We start from the raw sequence: 17,317 nt of genomic DNA, 5'->3' as shown, positions 1-17,317 counted from the left end.
AAATTTGAATGATTAATAGCTGCTTGCTCTAAAATATCGTCTTCATCATCAAAAACATCAGTAAGTATTTTATAATCTAAACTAACATTTATTTTGGGCTGTTGCAGTTTCTTTATTGTATCTCCTATTCAATCAATCTATTTCACTATATATTAGCAAATACGTAGGTGCTCTGTACATGACTTAATATATAATTTAATATTTATGTATAAGTATAATGGGCTTGCTAATGACTTAACTATTTTTTAACAAAAAAATTGAGTCTGAAACATCTATTGATGTCTCAGACTCTTTTTCAATTGAATAGTAGACGTAAGGTACCATTTTCAATATAAAACTACATTCATATTTTACATGAACTTGTCGTCACTATGAATAAGTTTTAGCTCAGGTAAACCTCTATCATCCCATCCATAAAAAGTGGGTGTACGTAATCTTTATTGTAAAATTCGTTTGTTATCCCACTCATAATTAAATTCATTCTAAAGTTTTATAGAATAGATAAACCAGAACTTTGGATGTCTTTAGCAAATCCTTGTACAGTGTCTACTGATAATTCACTAATATCACGACCAAGATTATTATTTACTTTTTTAACAACATCTGCTGGACATGTGATAATATCTGCACCGACTTCGTCTGCTTGAATGACATTAATCACTTCACGACAGCTTGCCCATAGTAATTTAACGCCTTCTTTACTATGCGTTACTTCTGCTGCTTCTTTCATCAATGGAATAGGATCTACACCTGTGTCAGCAATACGACCAGCGAAAACTGATACATAAGTTGGTACACCTTCTGTTACAGCATCAGTAATTTCTTTAACTTGGTCTAAAGTATAAACAGCAGTTACATTTAAACGAACGTTTTCTGCTGATAATTTTTTAATTAGAGAAATTGTTGATTCACCTTTAGTGTTTACAACTGGAATTTTAACGAATACATTGTCACCATATTGTTTTAAAATTTCAGCCTCTTTTGCCATAGTTTCTAAATCATCTGCGAATACTTCAAATGAAATAGAAGCATCAGGAATTTCACGTACAGCTTCTTCAGCAAAAGCTTTATAGTCCGTTACACCCGCTTTTGCCATTAAACTAGGGTTAGTTGTGAAACCATCAACCTGTTTGTTTTTATAAGCTGCTTTCATTTCTTCAATATCTGCACCATCTGCAAACACTTCAACATTTAAATTTACCATTACTAATTCCTCCTGACTTAAATAAATAATTCAATTAAGAATTATTTTCTAACGGTTATTAACCATACAGTTTATTTATACCATCAATATTAGAAAAATTCTAATTTTTTGCTTAAAATCTTATCATTCAATACATCTTCATAATCAATTCACATCAGTCAACGATTTAATTTGACGCACTTTTTAAAACTCAAATATCAGAAAATAATATAAAATAGTAAATTTCATTAAATATTCTTATATTTATGGTATCATTGTAAAATGAATTGCACTAGGAGGTAAATATGGCACGTTCAAAACTTTATTTTTATTTATCTAGTTTATTAGTAATTATAAGTCTTTATTTTAATACTAGAAATCCTCTACTAAGCACACATTTTAGTTCAATGATTAAATTAATATTTGTGTGTAGTATCATTAACGCTATTATTTTAATTATTTCAATTATATTTGCAGATAAAGCTATCAAACATTTACATAATGATTCAGATTGGATTAGAATAGCCAGCAAAATCTTGCCATACATTATTTTGGTGGTATTAATCATTCATATCATTGCTTCCCTATCAACGTTTGGTATTATTTTCTAGTTTATAGTAAGGATGAGATGTAGAATGTATTTTAAATTTTACTCAAAAATTTCATCTACCAACTTTAGTAATAGTGAAATATAAAACCATATTATATGTTTTAACACGTAAACATTAATTTTTATCAACTTCTACCAATATGATTGACGAAACTGGGGCATTTTTTAATTATGTTCCAGTTTTTAATTTTAAGGAAGGACATACATTAATATGCAATATTTATTTATTTTTCTAGGTGGTGCTGTCGGTGCATTACTAAGATATTTACTTTCATTTATAAATACATCTTTTGAAATGCCTATTGGCACATTTATTGCAAATTTATGCGGTGCATTTTTGATGGGGTTTCTTGGCACTCTAGCTATCCAATACTTTAATAATAGCCCAATGCTCAAAAAAGGTATCACAACAGGTTTTATAGGATCACTGACTACCTTCTCGACGTTTCAATTTGAACTTGTACAATTTTTTGAAAGCGGCTCTTTTATTTTACTCATTGTATATGCATTAACGAGTTACATCTTTGGTATCTTACTATGCTTCTTGGGTGTTAGATTGGGGGCTAAAATTTCATGATTCAATGTATATTAGTTATGCTAGGCGGCGGCATTGGTGCGGTAATTAGAGGATTCGTCACAAATGTATTTAATCAGAAATTTAATACTTCCCTTCCTATACCTACACTTTTAGTAAATGTAGTAGGCAGTTTTTGTATCGGACTACTTATGGGTATGTGTTTAAATATAAATTGGATTAATCCTTTTATTATCGTAGGCATACTGGGTGGATTAACTACATTTTCAACTTTGTCTTCCGAACTCGTTAAATTATTGACAACACCGAAACAAATCAATTTATTTATACTTTATTCTATTTTACAATATGGCGTTTCATTCGTAGCCTGCTTGTTGGGTTACTATCTTTTTTAAATCTTCTTAGCAACATACTAGATAATCTTCCATCCATAAATAAAACAGTCTGAGACCTTTAATGATGTCTCAGACTGTTTTTGATTATGATGTAAGTATAAAGCAACACACTTTATACTTAAACATCGATTCATGTATTCCAATTAAAGTAGCAGGACTTATACCTAAACTTCAGTCAAAGTAGCCCTCTATACTACAATCCATGTTTAGTGGAGCTAAGTCATCTTTATTAAAAAATCGGTTTCCACCTTATTTTTTATTTCATCGACTTAGTGACCATTGTACCCTATTGGATCTGGTCCAATCCTTTTATCTTCATTCAGGCTATCTAATTTTTCAATTTGAGTTGGTGTTAAATTAAAATCAAAGACATTCAAATTTTCTTCAATTCTAGACGGTGTAACTGATTTTGGTATCACTACTACACCGTGTTCAATATTCCATCTTATAATGACTTGTGCTGGTGATTTTCCAACTTCTTCTGCTACTGATTTAACGGTTGCATCCTCTAAGATTTGTGCATTCATTAATGGTGACCACGATTCCATATGAATATTTTGTACTTCTAAATATCTTCTTAGTGATTCTTGTAATAAGTATGGGTGAAATTCAACTTGATTAATGACTGGTTTTATAGAAACCTGTGCCAATAATGCTTCTAAATGTTCAACATTAAAGTTACTCACACCAATATTTTTCACTTTATTATCTTTATATAAATCTTCCATCCCTTGCCAAGTGTCAATCATTAAAGCTTCATCAGTACCTGGCCAATGCATTAAATACAAATCAAGATAATCTAAGTTAAGTTTTTTTAGACTCGTTTCATATGCAGTTTCAACATTTTTGCGACCATAATCATCTAACCACAATTTTGATGTAATAAACAAATCACTTCTTTTCAGTCCTGTAGAAGCAAGACCTTCCGCAATACCTTCGCCAACTTTATCTTCATTTTCATAAATCATGGCTGTATCGATATGTGTATAACCACTCTCAATCGCATGTTTAACCGACGCTTTACACTCATCGTTATTTTCAACACGGAACGTTCCTAAACCTACTATAGGCATTTCATTGCCATTATAAAAACTAATATTTTCCAAGTTAAAGTCCCCTTTTAGTTAAGTTAATGTTTATATTAATGAATATTATCAAAAATATAAATAATAATGCTTATAAATTTAAAAATATCTATTCAGGATACTTTTAATTAGAACAATTTAAAAAGTCGAAATATTATTATATATGACAAAAAGCTACAGACAAAAGTGAACTAACTTTGTCTGTAGCTTTTTTATATCTCATAATATTCTAATTAAATGATTCGATTTCATCCATTACACGTTGTAAGTCTTCAACATTGTATTGAATGCGACCATGAAAGACAAATTTATTAAAGAATTCGTCTAATTGTTCTGGTCCTACTAAAACTTTTGAATTTGAACTTTGTGCATAATTTGTAATCGTAACATCGCCATCATTTTTAGGGTTGAAGTATAAGATAGTTGTTGGTGTAAATTTTAAATTTAATTCTGTTTGGATATCACCAGCAAGTCTTTCAATTTCATTTAAATGCGTCGTGTAATTAACAAATGATAAAGCATCTTTATCTTCATTTTGATCTAAGACAAGTGTTTGTGGAACTTGACCATCAAGATCTAATGTATTAAATACTTGTTCCATCATCGGCTGTTCTTTAAATTGTGCAGCACTTACGCCATTATACACATGACCTTTAAGCAATTGTGAATCAATGATATATAAACCTGTACGTGTTAGGACTAAGTGACTGATACGTTGCACATCACTAAACTCATTCCTTGGTAAAAAGATATTTGCCATAATATGCATATCTTCTGGACGAATTCTTTTCTCATTTACAAGTCGTTCGCGAATACCTATTAATCTCATATCAGTTACATATTCACTTTGATTTTTAGAGAATAATTTTAATGCATCAATTTCTCTATCTTTAGAATTAACCGCAGCCGTATATTCTTCTTTTTGTTTTGTTACCGTTTTTTTATTTTCAATTCTTTCTTTTTCTAGCTCTTCTTCATGCTCATCGCTCAGTTGTTGCTCTCTTGATTTATATTGCGCTTCAACTTTTTCTTGCGCTTTTTTCTTACTTTTTAAAGCAACAATAAATAAAATCAAACAAATGACTGCTACGACAATTGCCACGATTAAACCAATCTCTATTGGTCCAAATGAATTCATAACAAAAACGCTCCTTTATGTGTTCAGTAACTTAATTATAATAGATATGCACATCGTATTCGATAGTAAAGTTTAAAATTTAAACATTTTGTCTCAGTTTAAGCTTTGACACTATCTTTTAATAAGTTAACTTTATCTAATTTTTCCCATGGTAATAGCACATCAGTACGTCCAAAATGACCATATGCAGCTGTTTGTTTATAAATTGGATGTTTTAAATCAAGCATTTTAATAATTCCGGCAGGTCTTAAATCAAAATGTTTTCTTACAGCTTCTACTAATTCATATTCACTGACTTTACCAGTACCAAATGTATCTATTGAAATTGAAACCGGTTCAGCAACACCAATCGCATACGCTAATTGTACTTCACATTTTTCAGCCAATTGAGCTGCAACAATATTTTTAGCTACATAACGTGCAGCATATGCAGCTGAGCGGTCAACTTTAGTTGGATCCTTACCACTGAAGCATCCACCACCATGACGTGCATATCCACCATATGTGTCCACGATGATTTTTCGACCTGTTAGTCCTGCATCTCCTTGAGGACCGCCGATTACAAATCTACCAGTTGGGTTAATATAAAATTTCGTCTGTTCATCTAATAATGACTCTGGCACTGTTGGATAAATAACGTGTGTTTTAATATCATCTTTAATTTGATCCAATTCAATATCTTCAGCATGTTGCGTAGATAAAACAATAGTATCTATTCGAACTGGTTTATCTTGTTCATCATATTCAACTGTCACTTGAACCTTTCCATCAGGACGCAAGTATTTTAAAATTTCATCTTTACGTACGTCAGATAAGCGTTTAGCTAACTGATGTGATAAGAAAATGGGTAACGGCATATACGTATCTGTTTCATTAGTTGCATAACCAAACATCAAGCCTTGATCTCCTGCACCCGTAGCTTCAATTTCCGCTTCAGAAGCTTCGTCGCGATATTCTAAAGCTGTATCTACACCTTGTGCGATGTCAGAAGATTGTTCGTCAATTGCTGTTAATACAGCCATCGTTTGGCTGTCATAACCGAATTTCGCACGTGTGTAACCTATTTCTTTAATTGTTTCTCTAACTACTTTTGGTATATCAACATAAGTTGTTGTTGAAATTTCTCCTGAAATTAAAGCCATACCTGTGGTTACAGTCGTTTCACAAGCCACACGTGCATTTGGGTCATCTTTTAAAATTTCATCTAAAATCGCATCCGATACTTGGTCAGCAATCTTGTCCGGATGCCCTTCTGTTACAGATTCTGAAGTAAACAATCTTTTATTATATGTCATAATTTGCTCCTTTAGTTTTAAATTACGAAAATTCTCTCTCTGTTGAGCTCATTAAAAAAGGCCTTCTACACTATAGTAAATAGAGAGAAGGCCCTTTATACGTCCATTCGCTCTTATCGTTCAGACGCTATTTGTCTGCAAACGGTTTGGCACCTTTCTTCAATTAAGAAGAGGTTGCTGGGCTTCATTGGGTCCATGTCCCTCCGCCACTCAGGATAAGAGAATCCGTTAATCTATATAGTACCTAATCTAACATATAATGTCAATTTTACATTTATTAATATTTATTTAAAATTCCTTTGAAATTGGTGTGGACTATTAATCTATATATGTTATACTCTGTAATTGTAAAGGCTTACATCAACTAAATAGCGTGGAGGGATCAAGTATGGCGGTAGATACATACACTTATACAAGCAAAATTGAAAGCATTTTAGACAAGCAATCTTCATTATTTCAATTATCTACAACTCAGTTGTATAATAAAATTTTAGAAAATAATGAAGGCGAACTAACGGAATTAGGCGCCATCAATGCAAAAACTGGTAAATATACTGGTCGTTCACCAAAAGATAAGTTTATTGTCACTGAGCCATCTTATAGAGATGACATCGATTGGGGCAACATAAACCAACCTATCGAAGAAGAAAAATTTCTAAATTTATATGATAAAGTATTAAACTATCTTGATAAGAAAGATGAGCTTTATGTTTTTAACGGTTATGCAGGTAGCGATGAAGATTCACAGTTAAAACTCACTGTTGTTAATGAATTGGCTTGGCATAATTTGTTCGCTCAAAACATGTTCATCCGTCCAAGTACAAATGAAGAAGCTCAAGAAATCAAACCAAACTTCACTATTATTTCTGGACCTCACTTCAAAGCAGACCCATCCATAGATGGTACAAATTCAGAAACCTTCATTATCACATCATTTAAACATAAAGTAATCCTAATAGGTGGAACTGAATATGCTGGTGAAATGAAAAAAGGAATCTTCTCCGTAATGAACTACTTACTACCTAAAGATGACATTATGAGTATGCATTGTTCAGCAAATGTTGGCGAAAAAGGCGACGTAGCTCTATTCTTTGGTTTATCAGGTACTGGAAAGACAACACTTTCTGCTGACCCTACACGTAAACTCATCGGTGATGATGAGCATGGATGGAATAATAACGGTATCTTCAACATCGAAGGTGGCTGTTACGCAAAAGCAATTAATCTATCACAGAAAAAAGAACCACAAATTTATGATGCTATTAAATACGGAACAATTCTAGAAAACGTTGTTGTTGATGAAGAAGGCGATGTTGATTTTGACGACAAGCAATACACGGAAAATACTAGAGCTGCATACCCTATTCACCACATTGATAATATTGTGACACCATCTAAAGCAGCGCATCCTAATACAATTATTTTCTTAACTGCAGATGCATTTGGTGTATTACCACCTATTTCAAAATTAACCAAAGACCAAGCGATGTATCATTTTTTAAGTGGTTTCACTGCTAAATTAGCTGGAACAGAACGAGGCGTTACTGAGCCTGAACCATCATTCTCTACTTGTTTTGGTTCCCCATTCTTACCATTAAACGCTAAAGTTTATGCTGATTTATTAGGTAACTTAATAGATAAACATGGCGTTGATGTTTACTTAGTTAACACGGGTTGGACTGGCGGAAAGTATGGCGTTGGACGTCGTATTAGCCTAAATTATACAAGACAAATGGTTAATCAAGCCATTACAGGTAAATTGAGAGATGCAGAATATGTGAAAGATGATATGTTCGGATTAGATATTCCTGTTGAAGTAGAAGATGTCCCTCAAACATTGCTCAATCCTATCAATGCTTGGAGTAAGCCAGAAGCATACAGAACACAAGCTCAAGATTTAATTAATCGTTTTAAATCTAATTTTGAAAAATTTGGAGAAGATGTTGACGAATTAGCCGTCAATGGCGGATTTGAATAATTTAAAATATTAGAAAAGTAGCCATGTAGTCTTCTATTACAATAGAAAACTACATGGCTACTTTTTATTTGTAAATACTTTATATCTATAACATCTTATCTATCATATTGGTTTTTAAGCTTGTTCTGTTCAACATCATCCATCCACTGTTTAATTGCCAGTAGCGTATCTTTGAGCGCAAATGGTCTTGGTACGTGTCCCTCCGACATTTGGTAATAAGTACGAAATGTCGCACCAATCTTTTCAAGTTGTTCCACTAAATAGTAAGCATTATGAATACCTACTTGTTTATCCTTACCCCCATGAACTATAAATATGGGCGGGCTTGTGTTTTTAATTTGAGCGATAGCATCACGTTGTTTATAAGCTTCTATATTCTTTTTAGGATCTCCAATCATACGTTTAAGCATTCCCCTTAAATCAACGCGTTCTTCATACATCAGATTTATGTCTGAGACACCGCCCCAAATAATATAACTCGTCACCGGTAAATCTTGAAATGTTAATAAACCTTGAAGTCCACCTCTAGAAAAACCAATCATGTGAATGGGAATACCAGGGTACTTTTGATTTAACAAACGTATCGCAACTGTAACGTCATGCAGATCCGAACCATAAAACTCATCTTTGCCTTCGCTACCATTATTACCTCTATAATAAGGTCCAAAGACCAATGTATGTTCATCCGCAAATTGCATCAATCTTCCCGTTCTCACCTTACCTACTTGCCCTTTACCACCTCGTAAATATAAAACAATTCTCTGCACTTTTGCATGAGGTGTCATCAGCAGCCCCTTAACATTTAAATGATCTACTCTATAGATTACTTCATCAAATATATGGCTATTTGATTCAACCGGCATTCTCTTTTTATGAATAAAATCCAAGTTCAATCACTCTCTCTAAACATTGTAATATTGCTGGATCTTTCAATAAGTAACTTTTTTTATCTTCTGGAATCTCAGATAATGATTTATACAATAGTGGTCCATCCGTTTCAAAATAATCTGGTTGCTCAGTGATAGCTTCTATCTCCACCATAAAGACATCTTTAGTAAAGGACATTCCAATTTGACGATCAACCTTATATTGCGCTATGTATTCACAGTATTTAATCGTTGCGCCAGTTTCTTCAAAGACTTCTCGTGCTGCAGCAGTTTCACTCGCCTCACCTTTTTCTCTTTTACCACCCGGAAATTCAATACCACGTATTTTATGTTTTGTGAATAACAAGCTACCCTTATATTTAGGGATTATAAGTACATGATTACCGTTGGCATAATCTGCTTTCTTTTTAAATGTTAGGTACACATCGTCATTTTCTTTGTCTTTAAACTTCACATACATCACTCTTCCCCTTATTATGTTAAACTAGCTATGCTAAGATTTTTGTTGGAGGCAAAATTATGAAAACTATATTTCTAGGACTTATCCATATATATCAACGCTTTATATCACCATTAACCCCTGCAACTTGTCGTTTTTATCCAACCTGTTCTGAATATACTAGAGAAGCCATAGTAGTGTATGGTCCCTTCAAAGGCACATGGTTAGGTATTAAAAGAATTTCAAAATGTCACCCGCTTCATAAAGGTGGCTTTGATCCCGTACCGCTAAAGAAAACAAAGCATAAAAAAGATAAAAACATTAACAAATAAAATTCAATATCTTATGATTTACCACTGGAGGCTCAAAATAAATTGAGCCTCCTTTTAATATACCTGCCTGATTAATCATATCTACCTCGTAGTAATAACCTTCTGGTGTAATATCACTAGGATAATCAGCATATTGTGCTAACATCGCTGTAAAATACCTACTTAGGCCATATTCATACATACCACCTATCACGATTTTCACATCTAGAGTATTGAGCATTTTTATCAAATCCATCACTTTATCTATGCCACCCAATCTAAATGGTTTTAACACAACGACATCAATGCCAAAATCATTAATAGCTTGTGAAATAAGTGATTTAGATGTCGCTTTCTCGTCAATCGCAACGGGTGGTAGTTCATTTTTTTCAAAATGTGTTAAATGTTGTAGTGACTTAAAAGGTTCCTCAATATATAATATTTGCGCTTCACTTAGTGTTTTTAATTTATCATAATCTACTTTGCTTAATGATTCATTCGCATCGATGGCTATATCAGGTCGAAAAGCTAATTGTGACACCTTTTCCACATCATCTAAGATATCAGCATTCCATTTAAGCTTTACGCGTTGCGGTTGCGTTTGAACAAGTTGTTGAAAATTTCTTGAAGTCATGCCATTAACTGTCGCGCCATAAGGCACATTCAATGATTCTAAAACATGAAACATTTGATAACAAGCCATCACCAACATGCTACGTGTTGCAGGATAATTAGATAATTGCGTTAATGCATCTTGAATTTCTAAAAAAGAATGAAACGTTTTACCCTGAACCTGTTGAAACCATAGTTTTGAAAAATGTTTTACATCCTCTATTGTTTCATTTGCATACCAATTCGTTTCAAACGCATTGCTTTCACCAAAATATGATTTACCTTTATCTGTTATTAATTCAACGAAAAGCGCTTTGCGCGTATTCATTTTTACTTTAGGGGTAATGACAGGTGTTTTAAATTTTGCATTATAATCATACAAATGCATGTTAACTATTTTCATATGTACTCCTTAGTTAAGATTATAAACGCGTTCTTTGAAGTTTACCAGTTGACGTGTAAGGTAAACGAGATACTCGTTGAAATTGTTTAGGTACTTTATATTTTGCAAGTTTTTCTTTAAAAAACACAGTTAATTGTTCTTCTGCGATATCTTTATTTGCAACATAATACAGATAAGGTACTGAACCCCAAGTATCGTCCTCAACACCGATACACATAGCATCTTCGATATTAGGGAATTGTTTGGCTACAGATTCTATTTCAAATGGGTATATGTTTTCACCACCGCTAATAATTAAATCTTTTCTACGATCGTATATCATGACGTAGCCTTCCTCATCTATTTCCGCTATATCACCAGTTTTAAAATAACCGTCTTCGAATGTATCCATTTTTACTTTAGGAAAAAGATAACCATCCATTACATTTTTACCTTTAATCAATAGTTCTCCATGTCCATCTATATTAGGTGATTTAATTTTAACTTCAACATCATTACTCGGTTTGCCAACAGTATCAAATCGATGTTCAAGCATTTCAGGTGTCGCCGTTAAAAATTGCGAGCATGTCTCTGTCATGCCAAACGAATTATATATTGGTAAATCATAGCTTAAAGCTTGTTGAATTAAGTTACGAGAAAGCTTAGCACCACCTAACAGTATTTTCTCAATATAGAATGGACGGTGTAATCCAGCATCCATTAACCATTTTAATGTTTGTGGCACTAGCGATACATGCGTTGGCGCTTCATTTTTTATGATATTTAACATTTGCTCCGTATTAAATTTTGATTCTAACCGTAATGTGAAGCCTTCAATTAATGAACGTAATACGACACTTAATCCTGAAATATGATATATCGGTAACACAGATAACCATTTTGTTTTCTCATTAAAGCCCAAGCTTTCTCGACATCCAAGAGCACTCGCCAAATGATTATTGAATGTTTGCGGCACTGCTTTTTGTGGCCCTGTAGTACCGGATGTAAACATAATAGATGCTATACGCGTTAATGAAAATATCTCTTCAAAATACTTATCATTATTAACTGAAATAAGCTCATTAAAAGGCACAACTTGAATATGTTCTAATTCAAGATCATGCATGGAAATTACTGTATCAACATTTATTGAATCCATCTGTGCTATCATCTCATTTCGAGTTAACCGAGTATTTATCATAGCTGCTTCAATCCCTGCCAGCCAAGCAGCATTAATAAGCAAAACAGATTCAATAGTATTATCAATATAAAAGCCTATTCTCTTTTTATTTAACTGATGTAAAGTACAAGCAAGTTTTGAAGCTCTGTCGTACATTGTCGCAAACGTGACTTGCGTTTCACCATCATCAATAAATATATGTTCACCCTTTTGTTGCGCCTGTTGTTTTAACCAAAAATCCACTTCATCATTCCTCCATCTCATACTCATTATAACGTGTTTAGTCTTATTTAACAGTGTCTGCACATCAACAACAAATAATCTATTAAACTCAAATGTTATAATTAAAGGTAAACACGTTAACATTACCCCGATGACCACAAAATAAAAAAGCATCCATAAATTGCCTGGATGCCTTTAATTCTAAGACTTACTATATAAGGTGTTGATTACCCATAGAAATGGATAGTCTATTCCACATATTAATTTGATTAATAATTAATACTAAATCTGTATATTCTTCTTCAGAGAATAATGTACGTACCTCATCATACAGTTTATCTGGCACACCATTTTTAGAGATATGTGTAATTGCTTCTGCTAATTTAAATGCTAACTTTGCTTTTTCAGAAAAAACATTCGTATCATCCCAAGCATTTAATAAATATATTTCTTCTTCTGAAACCTTCATTTTTCTAGCATCTGCAGTATGCATGCCAATACAAAATGCACAACCATTGATTTGTGAGACGCGTATTTTAATCAATTCACGTAGTTTTCTATCTATCGATGTTTTTTCAATTGTTTCTCTAAATCCATAATTAACCCAAGTTCTTCTTTTGCGATTTCATAATAGTCTATTCGATTATCCATGAATGAACCTACATATCTTTTTAAACGAAGTGATTTATCTTTAAATTAATTAAAAATAAAAAATAATACTTGCAATCGTTGATATTTTACCACTATTAAAGCGTTGACAAACTTATTTTGGATATCTGCTATAAATATACAAGATTTGTAAATCAGACCCTAATTTTATTTTCGTTCAACTCATTATTTAAACTAATAAAAAACCTCGTTATTCAACACTTTAATAAATGTAGAATAACGAGGCATCTATTATTAGCGGAGAGTGAGGGATTCGAACCCTCGAGACGCTTGTGGCGCCTACACACTTTCCAGGCGTGCTCCTTCGGCCAACTCGGACAACTCTCCATATAAAAAAACAGAAGCGATAATTCACTTCTGTTTGTATGACCCCGACGGGACTCGAACCCGTGTTACCGCCGTGAAAGGGCGGTGTCTTAACCGCTTGACCACGGGGCCATGGCTCCACAGGTAGGACTCGAACCTACGACCGATCGGTTAACAGCCGATAGCTCTACCACTGAGCTACTGTGGAATAATTAAAATGGAGCGGGTGATGGGAATCGAACCCACAACATCAGCTTGGAAGGCTGAGGTTTTGCCATTAAACTACACCCGCACTTTAACGATTATGGGGCGGATGATGGGAATCGAACCCACGAGTGTCGGAACCACAATCCGATGCGTTAACCACTTCGCCACAACCGCCAAAGTATAAACTTTAAAAGAATGGTTCAGGACAGAGTCGAACTGCCGACACATGGAGCTTCAATCCATTGCTCTACCAACTGAGCTACTGAACCATAATAAAAATGGCGGTCCCGATGGGATTCGAACCCACGATCTCCTGCGTGACAGGCAGGCGTGTTAACCGCTACACTACGGGACCTATTTAAAAAGTTGCGGGAGGCGGATTTGAACCACCGACCTTCGGGTTATGAGCCCGACGAGCTACCGAACTGCTCCATCCCGCGTTAATAATATTTATGACGCCTACCCAATTAATATATCATAAACATTTACTTAATGTCAACGTTTTTTAAAATTAATTAACATTAACTTAATTTGAAATTAAAATTCAAATGCGATAATTGATGTTTGCACATCTCGTATCAATTAGGACTTACTCAGTATATAAATTTTTCACATGATAGTCAATGGATTCCAGAAATTATTTTGTGTAAAAATGGAATATAACTATAATATTTTATATTTTGTTTCTTATTTATACAAAAACCTATCGCCCTTTATGATTGATACATCAAACAAAGCTTTTTACTAATTAATTTATCCTCCCATTTCTCGACTATAAATCTATAACAATAATAATTTCGATTACTCACTCATAATGCCTTGCATTTTACTTTGTAGCTGTGTAAATGTCGTGAAACCATCATCTTCCATAAAATGACCGCCAAATTCAGTTACTTTACATGTCCCTCCAAGCGTATCCATTAATCTTTTTGTTTCTTTGTAAGACACATAGGAATCATTTTTGGCACATAGACCATAAAATGCCTCTACTTTTTGTTTAACGTTTTCGTAATCTATATGAAAGTCTTCAATTTGATTGGTTTCGACAAATGGTATGACATCCTCCATGAATCCAGAAATACTAAATAATCCTTGTATAGTATTAATTTGTGATTTCTCTATAAACTTTAAAGCTGCGAGTGTTCCAAAACCATGCGTTACAAAAAACGTTTCATACTTAGTAACACAAATTTGATTTTTCATGTTACTCATCCAAGTATCAATATGATCATTTTCATCAACCGGCAAGTTAAATAAAGTTACATTATAACCTTCTAGCGTGAGGTTACTGGCTAACCATTCATACCAATGATTTGATGCATCACCTTGTTTTGAATGTACTATAATTATATCCGTCATATAAATCCCCCATTAAAAATAACTTTCTAATATATATATATATCATTTTATCATTTATATAGCATGTCATCGTTTTTAATGCTACATAAATAATATCAATTAAAAAACGAGGCAGAAACCAAAATTGTATTTGATTTCAAATCCTCGCTCCGTATCTTTACTCGCATATACTCTATAATTCATTTAATAATTCTGATACTGCATTTTTACCTTGTAAAATACAGTCTGGCAGGCCAACCGCTTCAAATGAAGCACCGGCTATTCTTAACCTAGGATAATTATGTTTAATATGCGCTTGAATCGCAGATATGTTATCCATATGATCCACACGATATTGCGGCATACTATTAGGTAAACGATTCACAATACTGAAATCTGGTGCGCCTTTAAAAGTCATCATTTGTGTTAAATCTCGTTTAACAATATCTACAAGTTCTTCATCTGAATGATCTTTCACAACCGTATCACCTGGTTTACCAACATAAGCACGTATCAGCACCTTACCTTCTGGTGTAGTAAAAGGCCATTTTTTACTTGTCCATGTACATGCTGTGATATCGGTTTGGCTCGTTCTTGCAATCACGAAACCCGTACCGTCATAGGTATTTTCAATATGCTGTTCATCAAATGCTAGTACAACCGTTGCAACGGTTGTAGATGGCATTGTTTTGAAATAATCAAGGGCTGGATCATTACCAAACCATTTCATAAAGGTTTGATGTGGTGTGGTAACAAGCACACTGTCGTAGATATTTTTTTCATCATCTACAACAAGCTCATAATTCGTTTGTGAGATGACGATATCATCTATAGGTGTATTAAATCTGATTTTTACACCTTGGTTTACGACATAATCAGTTAATTTTTCAATAAAAGAAGTCAGCCCATGCCTAAATTGTTTAAATTGGCCTTTTGGTGCTCCTGGATATAATTGTCGTTGTTTTTGACGTTGCATTTTTTCGTATCGCATACCTTTAATTAAACTACCAAACTGTTCTTCTCTTTCTTTAAACTCCGGAAAAGTAGACATTAAACTTAATTCATCAATGTTTGTACCATAAATACCACCCATTAAAGGTTCAATTAAATTTTCTAAGACTTCATCTCCTAGACGTTCACGAAAGAATGACCCAACAGAAATATCGCGTTCTATTTGAATAGGCTTTTTTAATAAATCTAAACCAGCACGTAATTTACCTTTAGGCGAAATCAATTTTGTTTTAATAAAAGGTTTAAGGTTAGTTGGCACACCTAAGATAGATCCCCCTGGAATAGGAAACAGTTTATTTTTAGCATAAATATAAGATTGTCCTGTTTGATTAGTGATAAGTTCATCTGCTAATCCAATATCTTTAGCAATGTCTGTCATAATCTGTTTGCGTCCTAGATAAGATTCTGGACCTAATTCAATCGTATAACCATCTTTTCGATAGGTTTGAATCTTACCGCCAGTTCGATTAGTCGCTTCATATATCGTCACATCTATATCTGGTCGTTGTTTTTTTATAAAATATGCACTAGATAAACCTGTGATACCAGCTCCGATAATAGCAATACTTTTAGTCAAAATAAGTCACGCTTCCTTTAATAAACATTTTTTATCTCTTCAACAATTGCGCCAATAAATAGCGGATCAGTATCTGGCATTTTTGGACGATGATAATGTACACCTAATTCATCACAAATCACTTTACATTCATAATCGTTATCATAGAGTACTTCTAAATGTTCACAAACAAAACCCACTGGGGTATAGATAAAGTGTTCATATTTATGTTCATTGTATAACGCTCGAGTTAAATCTTGAACATCAGGTCCTAACCAAGGTGTACCCGTATTCCCTTCAGATTGCCATCCTTCAGCTAAATGTATAATATTTGAATGTTGTTCTAATAACTGAGCAGTTTCATGTAACTCATTAGGATAAGGATCGTTATTTTTCTCAATTAAGCCTTTTGGCAAACTATGAGCTGAAACAACAAGAACTGTTTTGTCATGTTCATCTTGTGGAATATCTGCTAATGTTTCATTGATTTTCTCTGTCCAATATTGAATGAATTTAGGTTGTTGATAGTAATGTTCAACATGTTTAAACGTGATGCCGTATTTATCTGCTTCTTTTTGTGCACGTGTATTGTAAGAGCCAACTGAAAAGCTAGAATAATGTGGTGCTAATACAACTGTAACAGCTTCATCTATACCGTCTTCATGCATTGATTGTACAGCGTCTTCAATAAATGGGTGAATGTGTTTTAAACCGATATATAGTTTAAATTCAACGTCGTCATAGGCTTGATTGAGCGCATCACGAAGTGACTCTGCTTGTCTATTTGTCGTTCCTGCTAACGGAGATAAACCACCAATAAATTGATATCTATCTTTTAAATCTTGTAGTTCCGCTTCAGTAGGTTTTTTCCCATGTCTAATATCTGTATAATAAGCTTCTATATCGCTTTCTTTATATGGTGTTCCATAAGCCATAACCAATAGGCCTATTGTTTTTGTCATTTTAAGATCATCCTTT

16 protein-coding genes, 8 tRNA genes, 1 pseudogene and 1 riboswitch are annotated in these 17,317 nt (G+C 33.4%); of the genes and pseudogenes, 5 read left to right on the top strand and 20 right to left on the bottom strand.

All coding sequences use genetic code 11. From position 1 onward, the window contains the following. Positions 1-490: 490 nt before the first annotated feature. The gene (locus tag M1D64_RS05165) at positions 491-1,204 is read right to left on the bottom strand and encodes a transaldolase (RefSeq protein ID WP_002482913.1); all 714 of its coding nucleotides are present in this window, start codon (positions 1,202-1,204) and stop codon (positions 491-493) included. 284 nt (positions 1,205-1,488) lie between these two features. On the opposite strand from M1D64_RS05165, the gene M1D64_RS05160 reads away from it, so the two are divergent. The 3 genes from M1D64_RS05160 to M1D64_RS05150 all read left to right on the top strand — a co-directional run bounded on the left by M1D64_RS05160 (position 1,489) and on the right by M1D64_RS05150 (position 2,723). Next, positions 1,489-1,794: a hypothetical protein gene (locus tag M1D64_RS05160; RefSeq protein WP_011302835.1), complete on the top strand. Its 306-nt coding sequence runs from the start codon at positions 1,489-1,491 to the stop codon at positions 1,792-1,794. Between the two features lie 210 nt (positions 1,795-2,004). After that, entirely contained in the window at positions 2,005-2,370 is a 366-nt protein-coding gene (crcB, locus tag M1D64_RS05155; RefSeq protein WP_011302834.1) for a fluoride efflux transporter CrcB, read from the top strand. Then, the gene (locus tag M1D64_RS05150; protein ID WP_037538161.1) at positions 2,367-2,723 is read left to right on the top strand and encodes a fluoride efflux transporter FluC; all 357 of its coding nucleotides are present in this window, start codon (positions 2,367-2,369) and stop codon (positions 2,721-2,723) included. The genes crcB and M1D64_RS05150 overlap by 4 nt, the downstream gene beginning before the upstream one ends. A gap of 269 nt (positions 2,724-2,992) precedes the next feature. On the opposite strand, the gene M1D64_RS05145 is transcribed toward M1D64_RS05150, so the two are convergent. The 3 genes from M1D64_RS05145 to metK all read right to left on the bottom strand — a co-directional run bounded on the left by M1D64_RS05145 (position 2,993) and on the right by metK (position 6,241). After that, positions 2,993-3,829 carry an aldo/keto reductase gene (locus tag M1D64_RS05145; RefSeq protein ID WP_002482912.1) on the bottom strand — a complete coding sequence of 279 codons (837 nt, stop codon included), beginning with the start codon at positions 3,827-3,829 and terminating at the stop codon, positions 2,993-2,995. A gap of 208 nt (positions 3,830-4,037) precedes the next feature. Next, positions 4,038-4,946 (bottom strand): nuclease-related domain-containing protein, encoded by a 909-nt coding sequence (locus tag M1D64_RS05140; RefSeq protein ID WP_002482911.1) that lies wholly within the window; start codon positions 4,944-4,946, stop codon positions 4,038-4,040. A gap of 98 nt (positions 4,947-5,044) precedes the next feature. Then, positions 5,045-6,241, bottom strand: a complete 1,197-nt coding sequence (metK, locus tag M1D64_RS05135) for a methionine adenosyltransferase (RefSeq protein WP_002482910.1) — start codon at positions 6,239-6,241, stop codon at positions 5,045-5,047. Between the two features lie 110 nt (positions 6,242-6,351). Beyond that, positions 6,352-6,463: riboswitch (SAM riboswitch) on the bottom strand. Between the two features lie 166 nt (positions 6,464-6,629). On the opposite strand from metK, the gene pckA reads away from it, so the two are divergent. Beyond that, positions 6,630-8,219: a phosphoenolpyruvate carboxykinase (ATP) gene (gene pckA, locus M1D64_RS05130; RefSeq protein ID WP_129530959.1), complete on the top strand. Its 1,590-nt coding sequence runs from the start codon at positions 6,630-6,632 to the stop codon at positions 8,217-8,219. 95 nt (positions 8,220-8,314) lie between these two features. On the opposite strand, the gene M1D64_RS05125 is transcribed toward pckA, so the two are convergent. Both M1D64_RS05125 and ytkD read right to left on the bottom strand, forming a co-directional pair. Further along, complete coding sequence (locus M1D64_RS05125) at positions 8,315-9,106, bottom strand: alpha/beta hydrolase family protein (protein ID WP_174543878.1); 792 nt, start codon at positions 9,104-9,106, stop codon at positions 8,315-8,317. After that, positions 9,090-9,566 (bottom strand): RNA deprotection pyrophosphohydrolase, encoded by a 477-nt coding sequence (gene ytkD / locus M1D64_RS05120; RefSeq protein ID WP_041080050.1) that lies wholly within the window; start codon positions 9,564-9,566, stop codon positions 9,090-9,092. The genes M1D64_RS05125 and ytkD overlap by 17 nt, the downstream gene beginning before the upstream one ends. A 59-nt stretch (positions 9,567-9,625) precedes the next feature. Between ytkD and yidD the strand changes: the two genes are divergently transcribed. Further along, positions 9,626-9,877, top strand: a complete 252-nt coding sequence (yidD, locus tag M1D64_RS05115) for a membrane protein insertion efficiency factor YidD (RefSeq protein ID WP_011302826.1) — start codon at positions 9,626-9,628, stop codon at positions 9,875-9,877. On the opposite strand, the gene menC is transcribed toward yidD, so the two are convergent. From menC to hemH, 14 genes and pseudogenes are all read right to left on the bottom strand, one after another. Then, positions 9,867-10,871: an o-succinylbenzoate synthase gene (menC, locus tag M1D64_RS05110; RefSeq protein WP_041080052.1), complete on the bottom strand. Its 1,005-nt coding sequence runs from the start codon at positions 10,869-10,871 to the stop codon at positions 9,867-9,869. The genes yidD and menC overlap by 11 nt on opposite strands. 19 nt (positions 10,872-10,890) lie before the next feature. Further along, positions 10,891-12,273: an o-succinylbenzoate--CoA ligase gene (gene menE, locus M1D64_RS05105; RefSeq protein WP_037538157.1), complete on the bottom strand. Its 1,383-nt coding sequence runs from the start codon at positions 12,271-12,273 to the stop codon at positions 10,891-10,893. 190 nt (positions 12,274-12,463) lie between these two features. Further along, positions 12,464-12,903, bottom strand: a pseudogene (locus M1D64_RS05100) (carboxymuconolactone decarboxylase family protein). A 256-nt stretch (positions 12,904-13,159) separates the two neighbouring features. Further along, positions 13,160-13,248, bottom strand: a tRNA-Ser gene (locus tag M1D64_RS05095). 39 nt (positions 13,249-13,287) lie between these two features. Continuing rightward, positions 13,288-13,359 (bottom strand) — tRNA-Glu (locus tag M1D64_RS05090). A 1-nt stretch (position 13,360) separates the two neighbouring features. Next, positions 13,361-13,435: transfer RNA gene (locus M1D64_RS05085), tRNA-Asn, on the bottom strand. Between the two features lie 10 nt (positions 13,436-13,445). Then, positions 13,446-13,519: transfer RNA gene (locus M1D64_RS05080), tRNA-Gly, on the bottom strand. A gap of 13 nt (positions 13,520-13,532) precedes the next feature. Then, positions 13,533-13,608 (bottom strand) — tRNA-His (locus M1D64_RS05075). Between the two features lie 22 nt (positions 13,609-13,630). Next, positions 13,631-13,703: transfer RNA gene (locus M1D64_RS05070), tRNA-Phe, on the bottom strand. Positions 13,704-13,713: 10 nt separating this feature from the next. Next, positions 13,714-13,789, bottom strand: a tRNA-Asp gene (locus M1D64_RS05065). An 11-nt stretch (positions 13,790-13,800) separates the two neighbouring features. Beyond that, positions 13,801-13,874: transfer RNA gene (locus M1D64_RS05060), tRNA-Met, on the bottom strand. Between the two features lie 361 nt (positions 13,875-14,235). After that, the gene (locus M1D64_RS05055) at positions 14,236-14,793 is read right to left on the bottom strand and encodes an RBBP9/YdeN family alpha/beta hydrolase (protein ID WP_002482903.1); all 558 of its coding nucleotides are present in this window, start codon (positions 14,791-14,793) and stop codon (positions 14,236-14,238) included. 172 nt (positions 14,794-14,965) lie between these two features. Beyond that, complete coding sequence (hemY, locus tag M1D64_RS05050) at positions 14,966-16,360, bottom strand: protoporphyrinogen oxidase (protein ID WP_041080110.1); 1,395 nt, start codon at positions 16,358-16,360, stop codon at positions 14,966-14,968. Positions 16,361-16,377: 17 nt separating this feature from the next. Continuing rightward, a complete protein-coding gene (hemH, locus tag M1D64_RS05045) occupies positions 16,378-17,301 on the bottom strand; it encodes a ferrochelatase (RefSeq protein ID WP_069825921.1) in 924 nt (307 codons plus the stop codon). Positions 17,302-17,317 lie beyond the last annotated feature (16 nt).

The organism is Staphylococcus sp. Z5-21 (assembly GCF_056529615.1).
Note: the sequence above shows the minus strand (reverse complement) of the source record. Positions and strands in the feature narration are given on the sequence as shown.